The sequence below is a fragment of the Acinetobacter sp. 24-47-66 genome, from assembly GCF_056779755.1.
Genome location: NZ_JBWYIL010000018.1, coordinates 31,295 through 47,687, shown reverse-complemented (window position 1 = coordinate 47,687; position 16,393 = coordinate 31,295). Strand labels below are relative to the sequence as shown.

The 16,393-nt window shown below is 37.8% G+C and carries 16 protein-coding genes; 10 read left to right on the top strand and 6 right to left on the bottom strand.

Annotation, left to right across the window (positions count from 1 at the left end; translation table 11 throughout):
• Positions 1–159: 159 nt before the first annotated feature.
• The 4 genes from AC1M84_RS13185 to AC1M84_RS13170 all read right to left on the bottom strand — a co-directional run bounded on the left by AC1M84_RS13185 (position 160) and on the right by AC1M84_RS13170 (position 3,405).
• The gene (locus AC1M84_RS13185; protein WP_035270823.1) at positions 160–903 is read right to left on the bottom strand and encodes an amino acid ABC transporter ATP-binding protein; all 744 of its coding nucleotides are present in this window, start codon (positions 901–903) and stop codon (positions 160–162) included.
• An 11-nt stretch (positions 904–914) separates the two neighbouring features.
• On the bottom strand, positions 915–1,592 hold the full coding sequence (locus AC1M84_RS13180; protein ID WP_180028741.1) for an amino acid ABC transporter permease: 678 nt from the start codon (positions 1,590–1,592) through the stop codon (positions 915–917).
• Position 1,593: 1 nt separating this feature from the next.
• Entirely contained in the window at positions 1,594–2,436 is an 843-nt protein-coding gene (locus AC1M84_RS13175) for an amino acid ABC transporter permease (RefSeq protein ID WP_035270829.1), read from the bottom strand.
• A gap of 69 nt (positions 2,437–2,505) precedes the next feature.
• Positions 2,506–3,405 carry an amino acid ABC transporter substrate-binding protein gene (locus tag AC1M84_RS13170; RefSeq protein WP_180028739.1) on the bottom strand — a complete coding sequence of 300 codons (900 nt, stop codon included), beginning with the start codon at positions 3,403–3,405 and terminating at the stop codon, positions 2,506–2,508.
• 459 nt (positions 3,406–3,864) lie between these two features.
• On the opposite strand from AC1M84_RS13170, the gene AC1M84_RS13165 reads away from it, so the two are divergent.
• The 5 genes from AC1M84_RS13165 to hisG all read left to right on the top strand — a co-directional run bounded on the left by AC1M84_RS13165 (position 3,865) and on the right by hisG (position 8,204).
• Positions 3,865–5,316, top strand: a complete 1,452-nt coding sequence (locus tag AC1M84_RS13165; protein ID WP_481594030.1) for an RNA polymerase factor sigma-54 — start codon at positions 3,865–3,867, stop codon at positions 5,314–5,316.
• A 188-nt stretch (positions 5,317–5,504) separates the two neighbouring features.
• On the top strand, positions 5,505–5,837 hold the full coding sequence (hpf, locus tag AC1M84_RS13160; RefSeq protein ID WP_035268921.1) for a ribosome hibernation-promoting factor, HPF/YfiA family: 333 nt from the start codon (positions 5,505–5,507) through the stop codon (positions 5,835–5,837).
• A gap of 142 nt (positions 5,838–5,979) precedes the next feature.
• Complete coding sequence (ibaG, locus tag AC1M84_RS13155) at positions 5,980–6,231, top strand: BolA family iron metabolism protein IbaG (protein ID WP_180000146.1); 252 nt, start codon at positions 5,980–5,982, stop codon at positions 6,229–6,231.
• A gap of 7 nt (positions 6,232–6,238) precedes the next feature.
• Positions 6,239–7,498 carry a UDP-N-acetylglucosamine 1-carboxyvinyltransferase gene (gene murA / locus AC1M84_RS13150; protein ID WP_180000148.1) on the top strand — a complete coding sequence of 420 codons (1,260 nt, stop codon included), beginning with the start codon at positions 6,239–6,241 and terminating at the stop codon, positions 7,496–7,498.
• 4 nt (positions 7,499–7,502) lie between these two features.
• A complete protein-coding gene (hisG, locus tag AC1M84_RS13145; RefSeq protein WP_035268927.1) occupies positions 7,503–8,204 on the top strand; it encodes an ATP phosphoribosyltransferase in 702 nt (233 codons plus the stop codon).
• A 41-nt stretch (positions 8,205–8,245) separates the two neighbouring features.
• Here hisG and AC1M84_RS13140 read toward each other — a convergent pair whose 3' ends face one another.
• Positions 8,246–8,875, bottom strand: a complete 630-nt coding sequence (locus AC1M84_RS13140; protein WP_481595148.1) for a hypothetical protein — start codon at positions 8,873–8,875, stop codon at positions 8,246–8,248.
• Between the two features lie 165 nt (positions 8,876–9,040).
• Between AC1M84_RS13140 and hisD the strand changes: the two genes are divergently transcribed.
• Entirely contained in the window at positions 9,041–10,342 is a 1,302-nt protein-coding gene (gene hisD / locus AC1M84_RS13135) for a histidinol dehydrogenase (RefSeq protein WP_481595150.1), read from the top strand.
• A 150-nt stretch (positions 10,343–10,492) separates the two neighbouring features.
• Positions 10,493–11,584, top strand: coding sequence for a histidinol-phosphate transaminase (hisC, locus tag AC1M84_RS13130; protein WP_481595147.1), 1,092 nt, complete (start codon positions 10,493–10,495; stop codon positions 11,582–11,584).
• 49 nt (positions 11,585–11,633) lie between these two features.
• Here hisC and pabB read toward each other — a convergent pair whose 3' ends face one another.
• Positions 11,634–12,980, bottom strand: a complete 1,347-nt coding sequence (gene pabB, locus AC1M84_RS13125; RefSeq protein ID WP_481595146.1) for an aminodeoxychorismate synthase component I — start codon at positions 12,978–12,980, stop codon at positions 11,634–11,636.
• 246 nt (positions 12,981–13,226) lie between these two features.
• Between pabB and filA the strand changes: the two genes are divergently transcribed.
• The 3 genes from filA to filC all read left to right on the top strand — a co-directional run bounded on the left by filA (position 13,227) and on the right by filC (position 16,387).
• The gene (gene filA, locus AC1M84_RS13120) at positions 13,227–14,096 is read left to right on the top strand and encodes a putative pilus system protein FilA (RefSeq protein ID WP_092768589.1); all 870 of its coding nucleotides are present in this window, start codon (positions 13,227–13,229) and stop codon (positions 14,094–14,096) included.
• A gap of 183 nt (positions 14,097–14,279) precedes the next feature.
• Positions 14,280–15,113 carry a putative pilus system C39 family peptidase FilB gene (filB, locus tag AC1M84_RS13115; RefSeq protein WP_481588027.1) on the top strand — a complete coding sequence of 278 codons (834 nt, stop codon included), beginning with the start codon at positions 14,280–14,282 and terminating at the stop codon, positions 15,111–15,113.
• A 65-nt stretch (positions 15,114–15,178) separates the two neighbouring features.
• Positions 15,179–16,387 carry a putative pilus system protein FilC gene (gene filC / locus AC1M84_RS13110; RefSeq protein WP_481594033.1) on the top strand — a complete coding sequence of 403 codons (1,209 nt, stop codon included), beginning with the start codon at positions 15,179–15,181 and terminating at the stop codon, positions 16,385–16,387.
• The last annotated feature ends 6 nt before the right edge of the window (positions 16,388–16,393 follow it).

Below are 16,393 nucleotides of genomic sequence, written 5' to 3'. Positions count from 1 at the left end.
GATGGTAGTGTGGGGTTACCCATGTGAGAGTAAGTCATCGCCAGCTCATTATTCTAAACACCCCCTTCAATAGAAGGGGGTGTTTTTTTATATATATAAAAATCGAATTTGAAAATAATTTGAGTAGATATCGCGAAATTTTTGGATTCATTCTGATGTTTAGTGTACTGCTGAAATTTTCTCTAAAAAATATTTTGTCCTTTCATGTCGCTCTAGTGGCTTATTAAAGAAGTCATCAGTCGGGCAATCCTCTAGAATTTTGCCTTGATCCATAAATATCACTCGATCTGAAACTTTTTTTGCAAATCCCATTTCATGGGTAACACACATCATCGTCATGCCTTCTTTTGCAAGTTGGCTCATGACTTCAAGCACTTCACCCACCATTTCAGGATCTAATGCAGAAGTGGGTTCATCAAAAAGCATACAGACTGGGTCCATACAAAGACCACGTGCAATCGCGACACGTTGTTGTTGACCACCTGATAATTGTCCTGGAAATTTATCTTTGTGTGCTGTCAAACCTACTCGATCCAAATATTGTAAGGCCTTTATTTTAGCGTCTTCAGTTGAGCGATTAAGTACTTTGATTTGTCCTATTGTTAGGTTATCTAACACAGTCATATGAGGAAAAAGTTCAAAATGTTGAAATACCATACCTACTCTAGATCTGAATTTTGCTAGATTCGTTTTAGAGTCTTTTAAAGCGGTACCATCAACGATAATATTTCCTTGTTGAAAAGGTTCTAAAGCATTTACTGTCTTAATAAGTGTAGATTTACCTGAGCCAGATGGACCGCATACAACGACAACTTCACCTTTGTTGATAGTGGTTGAGCATTCGCTAAGTACCTGAAAATCTCCATACCATTTGGATACATCTTGAATTTCAATCATTGGCATTTTGATTCTCCTTATCGAATAATGGCTATTTTTTGATGTAAGCGTTTAACTAGTCGTGAAAGTGCAAATGAAATGACAAAATAGACGACAGCAACAACTAGATAGAAAACGGCTTTGGTTTCCGAACCATAGGTATTAGCTAAAGTATTTGCATTGCCTAAGAAATCTGGTGCACTGATGACATAAACCAAAGACACATCTTGAAAAAGAACAATGGATTGCGTCAATATCACGGGTAACATATTTCTAAAAGCTTGGGGTAAAACTACGTATGACATCGTCTGGCGATAATTAAACCCCAAGGCGTAACCTGCATTCACTTGTCCTTTAGAAACTGATTGAATGCCAGAACGGACAATTTCTGAAAAAAAGGCAGCCTCAAAAATGGCGAAGGTTACTACACTTGAAAATAAAGGTCCCCAATAGGTGTGATATTGGAAATCGAAAAACTTAGGAAGTAAAAAGTAAAAGATAAAAATAACTTGAATGAGGGGAACACCTCGAAAAAAGTCGACATAAAATTTTGCAAATCCACTGGCAATTTTATTATTTGATAGACGCATCATCGCGATTGGTGTACCAAGAAGAATCCCACCAATAATCGAAAGAATGGTTACTGTAACTGTAAATTTAAAACCAGCGATCAAACTTGCAACGACATCGGGATGAGTTAGAACACTAAAGTCCATTTTATTTACCTCCCGAACCTAGACCTGGTACAGCCATCCGTTTCTCAATCCATGCCATCAGGTATTTAATTGAATAAGTGATGATGAGATAAACAGGTGTTGAAAGAATTAAAATGACCACGTCTTGAGAGGTTTCTTCTCGCATTGTTTTGGTATATGCAAAAAAATTCAAAACACTTAAGGCAAAAAGTACGGCTGAATTTTTAAATACATTCATTGCTTCTGATGTCAGTGTTGGCCAAACGATTCGATAAGCCACTGGCAGAATGACATAACGATAACTTTGGTTTAAATTTAAACCAATCGCATAAGCTGCATTTTTTTGACCTTGTGAAACGGTATTAATACCTGCTCGAACCTGCTCAGCAATCCTTGCAGCGGTATATAGACCCAGTGCAAATACACCAATAATTGCTGGATTATTATTTAAAATATTTTGCCACCATCCGCCAGGAACCATTTCACCACTTCCAGTACTCATACTTAATGGCAGGAGTTGAGGAAAAACGAATGCCCAGAAAAATAATTGAACGATTAAGGGTATATTTCTGAATAACTCTACATAACAAGTCCCAATGAATGAAAGTAACTTATTGGGTAATGTACGCATAATGCCAATAAGTGAACCAAGTAAAAATGCGATGAAAAAGGCAATGACAGCAGTCCAGATCATGGTCCAAATACCTGATCCAAGTATTTGTAACCAGGTCGGTGCATCAGCAACAGCTGAATAACTTGAACCTCCAATCGCACTACAGATAGATTCAGCCCAATCTTTTTTATCAACGCCATATTCGTTGGATGCCAAGCAAAATGACGTCCAATTTAAAGAACCAACAGCCATTGAAATTTCCTGCAATGGTTACGAGAAAAAAGGGCTTAAGTGTTTTTATTTAAGCCCTCATAATTTTTGTTATTTAATCCCTGCATCATTCGGAGATGCTTTTAATTTTTTAAATGAGCTACTCATAGGCATGTTTAGATTGATATTGCGTGGTGGAATAGGTGATAAGAACCATTTTTTATAAAGGGTATCCATTTGACCATTTTTCCACATTCCAGTTACCACACGATCTGCAATCGCTTTAAACTTGGCATCCCCTTTAGGCAGCATAATTCCGTAAGGTTCTGACGAAAGGACTGGACCTACAATTTTAAAATCTTGAGGTTTTGATGATTTGGCAATGAGCCCTGCAAGAATATTGTCATCCATAACAAATGCAGCTGCACGTCCCGAAGCGACCATTGCAAAAGAATCAGCATGATCTTTACCATAGACATTGGTAACTTTTATTTTTTCTCCTCGTGCACCCATTTTAATATATTTATCCGAGGTTGTACCTTGCGTTGTGGCAACGGCTTTACCATTTAAATCACCTAAATCTTTGAAAGGCGCTGAAGCTTTGACTGCCATACGTACTTCAGTGGCAAAGTAATTTGTAGAGAAGTTGACTTGCTGTTGTCGCTGGACAGAGTTGGTTGTCGTCCCGCATTCCATATCAATGTTTCCAGCGAGCATTTCAGGAATTCGCGTGGAAGAAGTAACCGCTTTATATTCAACTTTTAAGTTGGGGAGTTTTAAGTCTTTTTTTAATTCGTTAGCTACGTTATTACAGATATCGATGGCATAACCCATAGGTTTACCACCCACGATATATGAGATTGGATCAGAAGATTCACGATACCCGATGATCACTTTTCCATTTTTTTTGATTTTCGCAATGGTGTCAGTGGCATTGGCTTGACTCATTGTTCCGCCAGCGATGATGAAGCCTAATGCGCTGAGAAGGACTTTACCAGATAGACTTTTCATCAAGAAATCTCCATGTCTTGTAGTGCATCGTTCTTATAATTTTGACAGTTCTCAAATTTGGTTGAAATCTATTCAAAATAAACTATTAATTATTTTTATACTTTCTATGAGAATAAGTAAAGAATAAAAAATACTCGAAATTCAAATGAATTTAGATTTTTTGATCAACGCGAAATAAATCATGAGCTTATAAAACCTTGATCATGAGTAAGTGGTTTATTTTTAATCAACCATAACTGCAGATAACGCTAAAAAATTATTTTTTTTAATTTAAACTTGAGTGTTCATATTTTTTTTGAATATTAATTAAAAAAAAGTGATTGAATTATAATATATTTTATACTTGTTTTTTATTAACAATTAAGACTAATTGATTAACCTAGCACTTGAAACTTATGTTATAAGAATTGTAGGCATGATTATTGCTTGAATAATAACGATGTTAGGGGGTAATGATTTATGAAATTAGCGTTAGGACTAAAAGTATCCAATTCTTTGTCTTTGACACCCCAGCTCCAACAAGCGATCCGACTTTTACAATTATCCAGCTTAGAGTTGGAGCAAGAAGTTCAATTGCAGTTGGATAGTAACCCCTTACTTGAAAAGGTGGATGATGATTCTCCAATGCAAAGTTTGGAGGACTTGAATCAGGAAAACTCTGCTAGTGATCTTACTCGAGAATTAAATGCAGATCATTTGCCAAATGATTTACCTGTAGATACGGAATGGGATGATGTATATACCCATCAATCATCATCAATGGAATTACCAGAATATGAAGAACGTGAGGATAATCGATCAATTCAAAATACACTGAAAGATCATATTTTAGAGCAAGTTAATCTTCTAAATTTCTCCCAAACTGATCTTTTGATCGCTTATTGCATCGTAGATGGTTTGGATGAAAAAGGCTTTTTAGATGAGAGCGTTGAAGAAATTCACCACGCAGTGCTGACTTTACTCGCACAGATGGATATTGAAGAAGATGTTGAGATTGATGAAATTTTAGTGGTGTTGAAACATATTCAAAGACTAGAGCCGATTGGCGTTGGTTCACGCAATCTTGTGGAATGCTTATATGTTCAGCTTCAAGTTTTGCCTAATACCTTACCATGCCGTAATGACGCGTTATTGTTATTGCAGCATTATGAATTATTGATTGCCAATGACCTAAATAAATTACTGAAGCAAACAGGTTTTAAACTTGAACAGTTAAAAGCAGCGATACAACTTTTAAAATCATTACAACCCTATCCAGGGTTAATGTTTGAAAATAAAGAATCTGAATATCAAGTGCCTGATGTTGTGGTGGCAAAGAAAAATGACAGTTGGCATGTGCATTTAAATCCGGATATTTTGCCAAAATTACGCATCAATCCTTATTATGCAAATATGATTCGTCGAGCTGATCAAAGTGCAGATAATCAATATTTACGTAATCAAATGCTTGATGCTAAAAATTTTATTAAAAGTGTAGATGAGCGCCACAAAACGCTTTTAAAAGTAGCGACATGTATTGTTCAGCATCAACGAGATTTTTTGGAGTTGGGTGCTGAAGGAATGAAACCTTTGGTGTTGAGAGATGTGGCGGAGGAGGTTGAGTTACATGAATCAACAGTATCTCGTGTAACGACCAATAAATATTTGCTTACTCCGAGAGGGTTGTTTGAACTTAAATATTTTTTCTCAAGCCATGTTGGAACAACGTCAGGTGGTGAAGCTTCTTCAACTGCGATCCGAGCAAAAATTAAAAAGTTGATTGCTGAAGAGAACCCAAGAAAACCATTATCTGATAACAGTTTAGCTAAGTTGTTAAATGAGGATGGTATCGATGTTGCACGTCGTACAGTCGCAAAATATCGCGAATCGTTACATATTCCTGCATCATCCGATCGAAAAGTCTTGATCTGAAATTTGAAGTGTGATTATTCTAGAGGTTCATTATGACGAAATAATGAATCTCTTTTTTTTAGTTACACGAGGTTTAGCCAGCATGATTTCATGACTTAAATTTGCAGAATAATTCTATGTTGAATGTTCTGTCATGCAATCACATGGCTTAACTCAATCAAATCCTTTAGAAGGAGAGGGATAGGATTATGCAAATAACAATTCGTGGACATCATTTAAGTATTACTCCTGCAATAGAAGAGAATATTCGTTGTAAATTCGCCGAAATGACCAAGCACCTTGATCAGGTCAATAGTATGCAGGTGAAACTCACAAAGGATCACCAAGTCGATAAGCGTTCGAAAAAAGGAAGTTCGAATCATATCGCTGAAGCAATCGTGCGTTTACCAGGCGTCGAACTATTTGCTCAGGCATCTGGCGATGATATGTATGCATCAATTAAAAAATTGACTGAGAAAATAAAAAGACAGTTAATGCGATATCGTAAAATGCAAATGGCTTTTCAGCCGCTGCCTATATGACGGTATATAGCTGAAAATAAAAAAAGAGGTATATTGCCTCTTTTTTTTATAGATAAATTGTATAGCTGATGAATTCATTGAATGAGTTATAGTAAAATAATCCGTTTTTACACAATCGATCGTCCCATGAGAGGTCTTTGCAATGAATAGTGAACAGCTCACTGAAATCTTAAAAGCTGCTTTCCCTTCTGCTGATGTTGCTGTAAGTGGACAAGGTGGGAAATTTGACCTCCGTATTGTAGATGATCTGTTTGAAGGTAAAAGAACAGTTGCTCGTCAACAAGCAGTTTATGCTCCTCTTAACGAATATATTAAAAGTGGTGCAGTTCACGCTGTAACCATACGCGCAATGACAAAAGAAGAATGGCGCAAAGCTAGTCTTTTCGGAGCTTAAGGAATAAATGGATAAATTTCTAATCACTGGTGGTAAAAGACTAGAAGGCGAAGTTCGCATCTCTGGTGCAAAAAATGCTGCATTGCCACTTTTAGCAGCAATGATTCTTGCTGAAACACCAATTACGCTCAGAAATGTACCCAAGCTTAAAGATGTTCATACGCTTGTAAAATTAATTGCAGGTCTTGGGATTACCATGAAGTATGAAGGTGATACTGTTGTCGCTGATACTTCAACCCTTGATAATCAATTTGCACCATATGAACTCGTCAAGACTATGCGAGCGTCTATTTTGGTGCTTGGCCCATTGCTGGCGCGCTACGGTAGTGCAAAAGTATCTTTACCTGGTGGTTGTGCTATTGGCTCACGTCCTGTTGATCAGCATTTAAAAGCATTAGAAGCTTTAGGTGCGGAAATTGAAGTCGAAGCCGGCTATGTCAATGCAAAAGTTGATGGTCGCTTAAAAGGCGGTGAAGTTGTTTTCGATATGGTCACTGTAGGTGGGACAGAAAACATCCTCATGGCTGCTGTTTTAGCAGAAGGTGTTACTACCATCCGTAATGCGGCTCGTGAACCTGAAATTACTGATCTTGCACAAATGCTCATTAAGATGGGTGCGAAGATTGAAGGTTTAGATACGGATACATTAATCGTCACTGGTGTAGAAAGTTTGCATGGTTGTGAATATTCAGTTGTTGCTGACCGTATTGAAACAGGATCTTATTTAGCTGCTGCTGCTATTACGGGTGGACGAGTTAAAACGACACATACAGATCCATTGCTGATGGAATCAGTGTTGGATAAATTTGAAGAAATGGGTGCAGAAGTTACGCGCGGTGATGACTGGATCGAACTCGACATGATGGGTAAGCGTCCTAAAGCCGTTAGTTTCCGTACATTGCCTCATCCAGATTTTCCAACAGATATGCAAGCACAATTGATGGCGGTCAATGCAATTGGTCGTGGGTTTGCAACAATTTCAGAAACGATTTTTGAAAACCGTTTTATGCATGTACCTGAATTGTCACGTATGGGCGCTAATATTCAGGTTGAAGGTAATGATGCAGTTGTAACAGGAGTTGAAAAACTTTCAGCTGCACCTGTTATGGCAACAGATTTGCGTGCTTCATTTTCTTTAGTTTTGGCTGCTTTAGCTGCTGAAGGAGAGACTTTAATTGACCGTATTTATCACATTGATCGCGGTTATGAAGATGTTGAAGCAAAATTACAAGGTTTAGGTGCCCAAATTAAGCGAGTGAGCGAGTAAGTTAATGAGCGATATGAGAAACGATGATCCTAATTTTGACGTAATGGGCAATTTTGATCATGGTTTAACCTTAGCATTAAGTAAAGGTCGTATTTTAAAAGAGACATTGCCATTGCTAGAAACAGCAGGGATTAATCTTTTAGAAGACCCAGATAAATCGCGTAAATTAATTTTTCCTACGACGCATAAACATGTTCGAATTTTAATTTTACGTGCATCTGATGTACCAACGTATGTAGAAAATGGTGCGGCTGATATTGGTGTTGCAGGTAAAGATGTACTGATGGAACATGGTGCACAAAATGTCTATGAACCATTAGATCTTAAAATTGCAAACTGTAAGTTAATGACAGCGGGCAAAGTGGGTATGGAGCGTCCGAAAGGTCGTTTGAAGATCGCGACCAAGTACGTGAATTTGACGCGTCAATACTATGCGAGCTTAGGTGAGCAAGTTGATGTGATTAAACTTTACGGTTCGATGGAGCTTGCACCATTGGTTGGTTTGGGTGATTACATCGTCGACGTCGTGGACACAGGTAATACACTTCGCGCGAATGGCTTAGAGCCTCTTGAAGAAATTTGCAAAGTGTCTTCTCGTTTAATCGTGAACAAAGCGAGCTTTAAGCGTAAGCAAGCCTTACTTAATCCGATTCTTGCACAGCTTGAAAAAGCGGTGGATGAACGTGAAGCAGCTAAAAAAGCATAATTTAATTTATGTTTGATAGACCGTCCGAAAGGGCGGTTTTTTTATTCTGCTAGAATATATTTTCTAACTTGCCGTTTATAGATCTTATTATTTTTCATAAATAAATTTCTATAAGAATCAAGGATATCTAATATTTCACCTGCTGATAAATTGTGATTTAAGCAGTTAAATATTGTTCTTTCAAGTTGGTTTAAGAAAAAGGAATAATCATTTCTTATTTTAAAGAAATTAGGATCATCATTTAATTCATAGAGTATCATTGATTTGGAAAGTATTTTCGATGAGTTAGTGGATAAGTCTCTTAAAAAATGTGAAATATCTTCGTTATATATTTCCTGAATTTTTAAATCAGGATTAATAGTTCTAAAAAAGGATGAGATATCTGTAAATATTCTAATATCATCATTAATTGCAATGAGTAATTCTTTAGCTTCATCTGCAAGAATTAGTGAGTTATGCTGCATTTTCCAATTTAAGAATCCGATAATTGCAACTATTGGCGTCAGTACATAAGCGGTTACAGTTACTATATCCACGATTCCAGTTTTAGTAACGGCACACATCAATGATTGACCTTGACAGTAATAAAAGTATTGAAAGAATCCACAAATAGCTAAAACAACGACATAAACACCTAAATAGTATCCAACATATTTTTCTATTTCTTTCATCTAAAATTCCCTCGAATAAAAACGAATAATTTTAAGAATATAGCTGAAAAGAAAATTCAATTTAATCAAAAGTTATTTTCAATGATCTCTATACGAGTTGGTTGAATGAAGATGCCCACAAATCAACAGAAAACAGGTAAACTAAAGCTTCCCTTTTATTTCATTGTGGATAAATTGATGCGACGTTTATCGACTCAAGATCAAAATTTTAAGCAAGACTTTGCTGACTTGCTCGCTTTTGAAACCGTGAGTGACCCAGAACTTTTAAAAACAGTAGACCAAATCATTGCCGATGTTCGTCAACATGGTGATGCTCATGTTCTCAAACTCACACAACAGTTCGATCGACATCCAGCGCATCAATTTTCAGATTTAGAACTGACACAAGAGCAACTTAAAGCTGCATTTGATCACTTAACGACTGAAGTTCGAGAAGCTTTAGAGTTGGCTGCAAATCGTGTCCGTGAATTCCATCAGGCACAAAAACAAGATGGTTGGACCTATGTTGATGCTTTGGGTAACACCTTAGGCCAAAAAGTGACGCCGCTTGACCGTGTTGGAATTTATGTGCCAGGTGGTTTAGCTTCATACCCATCATCAGTACTCATGAATGCAGTTCCTGCACACGTCGCAGGAGTGCCTGAAATTATTATGGTTGTGCCTGCACCAAATGGTGATTTAAATCCATTGGTGTTGGCAGCTGCGTATTTGGCAGGTGTCACTCGTGTATTTACGATTGGTGGTGCGCAAGCGGTTGCAGCATTGGCCTATGGTACTGAAACTATTCCAGCAGTAGACAAAATCACTGGACCTGGCAATCGTTTTGTTGCAGCAGCAAAACGCGCCGTATTTGGTCAGGTAGGTATTGATATGATTGCAGGTCCTTCAGAAATTTTAGTGTATGCTGAAGGGGACAATAATGCAGAATGGCTTGCAATGGATCTTCTGTCTCAAGCGGAGCATGATACTGTTGCTCAAGCTGTATTTATTACGCCAGACGAGCAACTGCTTCATGATGTCGCGATTGCAATTGAAGAGCACTTAAAAGCACTTCCTAAAGCAGAAATCGCACGAACTTCTATTGCTAATCGTGGTGCACTCGTTTTAGTTAAAGACCGTGCCGAAGGTGTGGAATTGATCAACCAAGTTGCCCCTGAACACTTGATGCTATGTTTAGATGAAGCACAAGAAATGGCTGAAGGTATTCGCCATGCAGGTGCTATCTTCATGGGGCGTTATACGCCTGAAGCAATTGGTGATTACTGTGCAGGTCCGAACCATGTATTGCCAACCTCGGGTACGGCACGTTTTTCATCACCACTCGGGGTGTATGATTTCCAAAAGCGTTCAAGCTTAATCATGTGTTCAGAAGATGGCGTGAAAACTTTAGCGAAAACAGCAGATATTCTTGCACAGCAAGAAAACTTAGATGCTCACGCTCGTTCAGCGCGATATCGTTATCAGTAATTTAAACCATAAATTTGGTATGAATATTCCTCTCTAAATCTGTTTTTAAGCATTGCTTGAAATAGAAATGCAAGTGAGGTTAGGTGAGGGTAATTAAAAAATCTCTCCCTAACCTCCTTAGTCAGTGAGGGGAATTTAGAGAATTTAAAAATGAATATTACAGTAGAACAAATGCGTTTTTGGAGTCCAGAAGTACGTGAACTAGAGCCATATGTGCCTGGTGAACAACCCAAAATCCAAAATCTTTTAAAATTAAATACCAACGAGAACCCGTATCCACCATCTCCAAAAGTTGTAGAAGCGGTACAACAAGTTTTAGCAAATGGCGCGGATGTTTTACGTTTGTATCCTGACCCTGATGCATCTGAATTAAAGCAAGCAATTGCGAAACAGCAACATGTTCCAGTGGGACATGTATTTGTTGGTAATGGTTCTGATGAAGTTTTAGCACATATTTTTAAGGCATTTTTTGTTCAAGATTTGCCAATTCTTTATCCAGATATTACCTACAGTTTCTATCCTGTTTATAGCCAATTTTTTGGAGTGAAAACTCAAATTTTGCCTTTAAACGAAAAGTTTGAAATTGTTGTGGATGACTATAAGCAACCAAATGGCGGCATCATTATCACCAATCCAAATGCTCCTACCAGCATTGCACTTGGTTTGTCTGCAATTGAGGAAGTACTTCAATCGAATCCAAATTCAGTGGTTGTGATTGATGAAGCGTATGTGGACTTTGGTGCTGAGTCTGCGGTGGCTCTCGTAGAAAAATATGACAACTTGGTGGTCTGTCAAACGACCTCGAAATCACGTTCGCTTGCAGGATTACGGGTCGGGTTTGCGATTGCACAGCCGCATTTAATTGCAGCGTTAGAAGCAGTAAAAAATAGCTTCAATTCATATCCAATGGATCGTTTTGCGATTGCCGCTGCAGTGGCGTCTTTCGAGGATCAAGCCTATTTCGAAGCGCAAAATGCCAAAGTGATTGCCAGTCGTATAAAGTTAGTTGAGCAACTGCAATCTTTAGGATTTGATGTGTTGCCTTCTGCCGCAAATTTTATATTTGCAACTTTACCATGCAAAGATGCAGGTCAGCTTGCAAATGAATTGCGAGAGCGTGGCATTATCGTAAGATATTTTAATAAACCACGCATTAATCAGTATTTGCGTATCACCATTGGTACCGATGAGCAAAATCAACGTTTAGTAGACACCTTGAAGAATGACATTTTAAAAGTGTGAGTGCTGCAAATTTTTGTTGTGGAAAAAGCGACCAGATAGGTCGCTTTTTTTATGATTCGTACCATTGATTCATCAGTTTTAGCATGGCATCAACCTTATCAAAACATTCTTGATATTCTGCATCGCAATCTGAACTGATTGTGACACCACCACCAGCCCAAATAGACACATCTTGCTGATATTTTTGAATTGTTCGAATCAAAATATTCCAAGAACCAGTACCGTCAAAATTGAAATAACCAATAGAGCCACAGTATGCACCGCGTGGGGACTCTTCAAGTTCTTCAATAATTTCCATCGCTCGAATTTTGGGTGCCCCCGTTATTGAACCGCCGGGGAGCGCTGCGTGTAAAACATCTAATTGATGAACATCGGATTTTAACATGGCTTCAATTTCACTGACCATGTGGTGGACTTGATTAAAGCTTTCAATGTTAAATAATTTTGGTGTCTTGACAGTGCCAGTTTCTGCATAAATGCTTAAATCATTCCTGAGAAGGTCAACAATCATCAGATTTTCGGCCTTATCTTTCTCAGAGTTGATGAGTGTTTGTTTGGATTCTTGATCTTTTTGAGGATCTTTAAAGCGTGGCGTGGTGCCTTTGATCGGTTTAGTGATCATTTTTTTATTGGGTCTAAATTCGATAAACAACTCAGGTGAACAGCTCAAAAGTTCAAGGTTATCAATTTTAAGATAAGCAGCATAAGGAGCATTTGTGAGTGCCCAAAAAGGTTTAGCTACACTCAGTAGCTCACCTTCAGCTTGTGCTACAAACTCTTGAGTTAGGTTAATTTGGTAACAATCCCCAGCAACAATGTAATCTTGTACTCGTTGAAATGCAGTTCGATATTGTTGTTTAGTCCAACGTGCTTGCATGGGTGAACTGAGTTGAAATGATGATGGACTAGATTGCTGAATGCAGTTTAATAATTGCGTATAAAGGCAATCGGCATTATGTTCAGTGCTATAGAAAATCCAATCATTATTTTCATAAATCAAATAGCTTTCATACAAGCCAAAAAACAATTGTGGTTGTTTTTTTACCTTGGTGTTGATTTGAAAATTTGCTGCAAAATTATAATCATAGTATCCAATGTAACCACCTCTGAAATAATGGCGTGCAGAGTCAGAAAGTGGATTTTCACTACATTGAACAAAATCTTTGAGTGAAGAAAATTGACTTTCATACTGATAATTAAAATCAGAGCAACGCACAAATTGACTGAATCCGCCGTTTATATAAACGCAATATTTTTTTGGCAAAAATCCGATAATCGGTAAATCCTGATTTTCAAGATATACCAATCCTGTCAATGAACCAATTTTTTGCAAAAAATCAGCTTTACATAGTCCTGAAATTTTTAAGTTTTGTTTAAAAAATGAAGCACTTACCATTTGTGACTTGTTACACTCTTTTCAGAAAATTTGCATCACCCATTTAATACTAGTTCGCACTTATGCCATTTATCGGGAATAGGTCGAATTTTCTTAACAGATATTGATCATAAGATAACATAAGGTTAACTTAATACTGCAAAGCGAACTGCTCAAGGATGAAGTTTCAGTCGTTAAATTATAAAAACTTCAGAAACACGGAGAGCAGTCAAAAAAATGAAAAAAATGCTCTTGGGAGAGTACATAATGAAATTATTCACAAAATTGGCTTTAGTTTCTTCAATGGCGGTGAGCGTGAATGCTATGGCGATGCAGGCAATGGATGATGCATCACTCAGCGCAACGACTGGTCAAGATGGTATTACTATTGCCATTGATACAACTGCTGGTATCGAAATCGATAAGTTATATATTCATGATAATGATGGTTTTACAAATAGCGCTTTGACATTCGGTGATACGACCATTAATACAGCTGGCACTGCTGATCCAACAATTGGTGCTGGTGCAATCACGGTTAACGGTTTAACGATTTCAAAGGGTACTGGAAATACTCAAAACTTAGCAACGTTGAAAGTTGATGCCGCAGATGTTGGTGGTCAAGCGGTACTTAATGTTCTTGCTGAAACTGGTGCTTTAGACATCAATGTTGGTTCTATTGGGGTTGCAAGCTCTGGCACTTACAGTTCTGATGACAATGTTCGTGGTGTTGTTGAAGGTTCTGAAAAACAAATTATTACAGGTTTAACATTATCATTGGGTGCAACCAAAGCAAACGTTCAATTAGGTAATGCACCTCAAGGCGCTATGATTGTTGTTGATTCTGAAATCACTGGTGGTTTATCTACAAGCTTAACTATTAATGATACATCTACATCGGGCGGTGGTAGCATTGGAATCGAGGGCTTGAAAGTTACAAGTTCAGGCAGTAAAAACCTGAATGCTGACGCCAAAATTGGTGTAACAAAAGATGGATTATATATCAGCCCAGCTCAATCACCATTGAATGCTTACATCCAAAAAGTTTCTTTAGGTGAAGCTAATAAGAGTATCGGTTCAATCGAAGTTCAAGGTTTGAATTTGGGTAGCACTTCAATCAAAATTTCTGGTCACTAAGTTTTTATACAAAAAACGCGTGTTGATCACGCGTTTTTTAAATTTTGCGAATTTGAAATTAAAAAGTAAAAGTACTGTATTTTTAGGATGAAAAAGGTATTCTGAATATAAGAATAAATGTGAGTGCAAACTCCAACTACAGAATCATAAAGGCAAGTACGCCGAACTAGAACAGTTAACATTATGATAGAAATTACTTTAGGCTCTGCAATTATGTATTTTTTTGCGAGTCATGCTCTCGAAATTAAAGAAAAACCACGCGAAGCAGTTTATTACAGTGAGATTGCAGACTCACGACATCTATCTTATACAAAAAATCACCGTGAACCTGTAGCTATCAAGCCGGCTATCGAAAATCAGTTTAGAGGAATAGTTCGTCAAGCGTATGACTATAGTTGTGGTTCTGCGGCGTTGACGACAGTTCTTAATGGTCACGCTGGTCTAAATTTGACAGAACAACAAACCATGGAGGGATTGTTGCGATTTGGCGAGTATGATCGAATCATTGAGCGTAGAAGCTTTTCATTATTGGATATGAAGCGCTTCGTCACTGCTTTAGGTTATGAAAGTGGGGGGTACCGTGGTGAATTCAAAGACCTGATTAAACAGACACAACCTGCTATTGTTCCAATTCACTATGCAGGTTTTAAGCACTTTGTTGTATACAAAGCATATAAAGATGGAAGGGTTTATGTTGCTGACCCTGCATTAGGAAATATCAGTTTTGATGAAGCACGATTTAAAGAAATTTGGGAAAACAATACCTTATTTTTAGTGAACGTTCCTGAATCTCAACAGAAAGATCTATTGGCATTACAAGAAACAGATTTAAGACATGTCGATGATGCAACAATTAACCGTTACGCCTTAGTTGATGCACAATTTTCGTCAGATTATATGAATAAAATCGCAGATAAAGCCTCAACTATGCGTAAAGTATTAGATCTTGATCCCAAATCTCCAACGTATAATCAACCCATTACAACATATATGCGGCTTTACTATAAACGTAAGTAATTTAAATGCAATTAAATTGAATTGAAACAAAATCCAAATAATGAAGAATTGTGGTAGGAAGTAAAATGAATAATCAATGGACGAAAAGAACGCTACTCGCAATCAGTATTCAAATGATTGTCACAGGCGTCTATGCAGCACCCGAAACAGTTGAAGCTCCATCAGAAGAGAATATTTCTCAAGATACTCAAAATAATACTGAAAATAGTTCGGCGACCGAGCTTGAACAAGCACAATCAAGTTATACGGCAGAATCTACTGAAAATGTTGATGCAACACCTTCTCTTAAGCCAGGTGTTGAAGGGCAGGCTGCAAATGCGCTCCAACAAAAAGAAGGTGATGCGACGCAAGAGACTAACTTGCAGGAAGTTTTTTCCTCTAATGAGCGACAATATTCACTGATTAAGCGTGGTGAGTTTTCAACGTTCTATGATCTTGATTATTCGTACTATCGGGATTCACAAATAAATGCTTCGATCGATGAAGGACAATTGTATCAACTTCGTATTGATGAAGATGCAAATCATACGATTACCAATACCATCACAGCGCAATATGGTTTAAGAGATAACATCACGCTAAACGCTTCAATTCCATTGGTTGCAAAGTCTGATAGTGTCAAAGATACGACCACTGCTGGTTTGGGTGATATTAGTTTAGGGGCGCGTTGGGAGCCATTTCCACTGAAAGAAGGTCGTTTGCCACTTATTTTGTTTGGTAATCTATCGACAAAAACAGGTGATAGCCCCTATGAAATTAATCCTTTGACGGATCTCTCAACAGGTAAGGGGTATTATTCAGTTGGTGTTGGTGCAAGTACAACAAAATATATTGATCCAGTTGTATTATTTGCGTCAGTATCAACAAATTATGGTTTTAAAGAATCTGGCTTAAATCAAATCCGAGGGGGAGGAAATACTCAAGGTGAAGGTTTAACCGGGCGTAACCGTGTTTTAGATACTTTTGAACCCGGTGTTACGGCTGGATTCTCGTTCGGGTTTGCATATTCATTTAACTATGATGTCTCCTTGACCATGTCTTATCAGCAATCGATGAACATGGGTACCAAATTTACATATGATACAGGTGAATATTACGAGCCTGCGACTCAGACCAGCTCTATGTTTGCGGTGGCACTCGGTGTACGTGTTAGTCCGAAGACGATTGTCAATGGAACGATAGGTATCGGTTTAACTGAAGACTCTCCAGATGTGTCTCTCGGCCTATCGTTCCCATTAGATATACTTGGCTTCGGTAAGAAAAAAGCAAGCTAAAGGAGT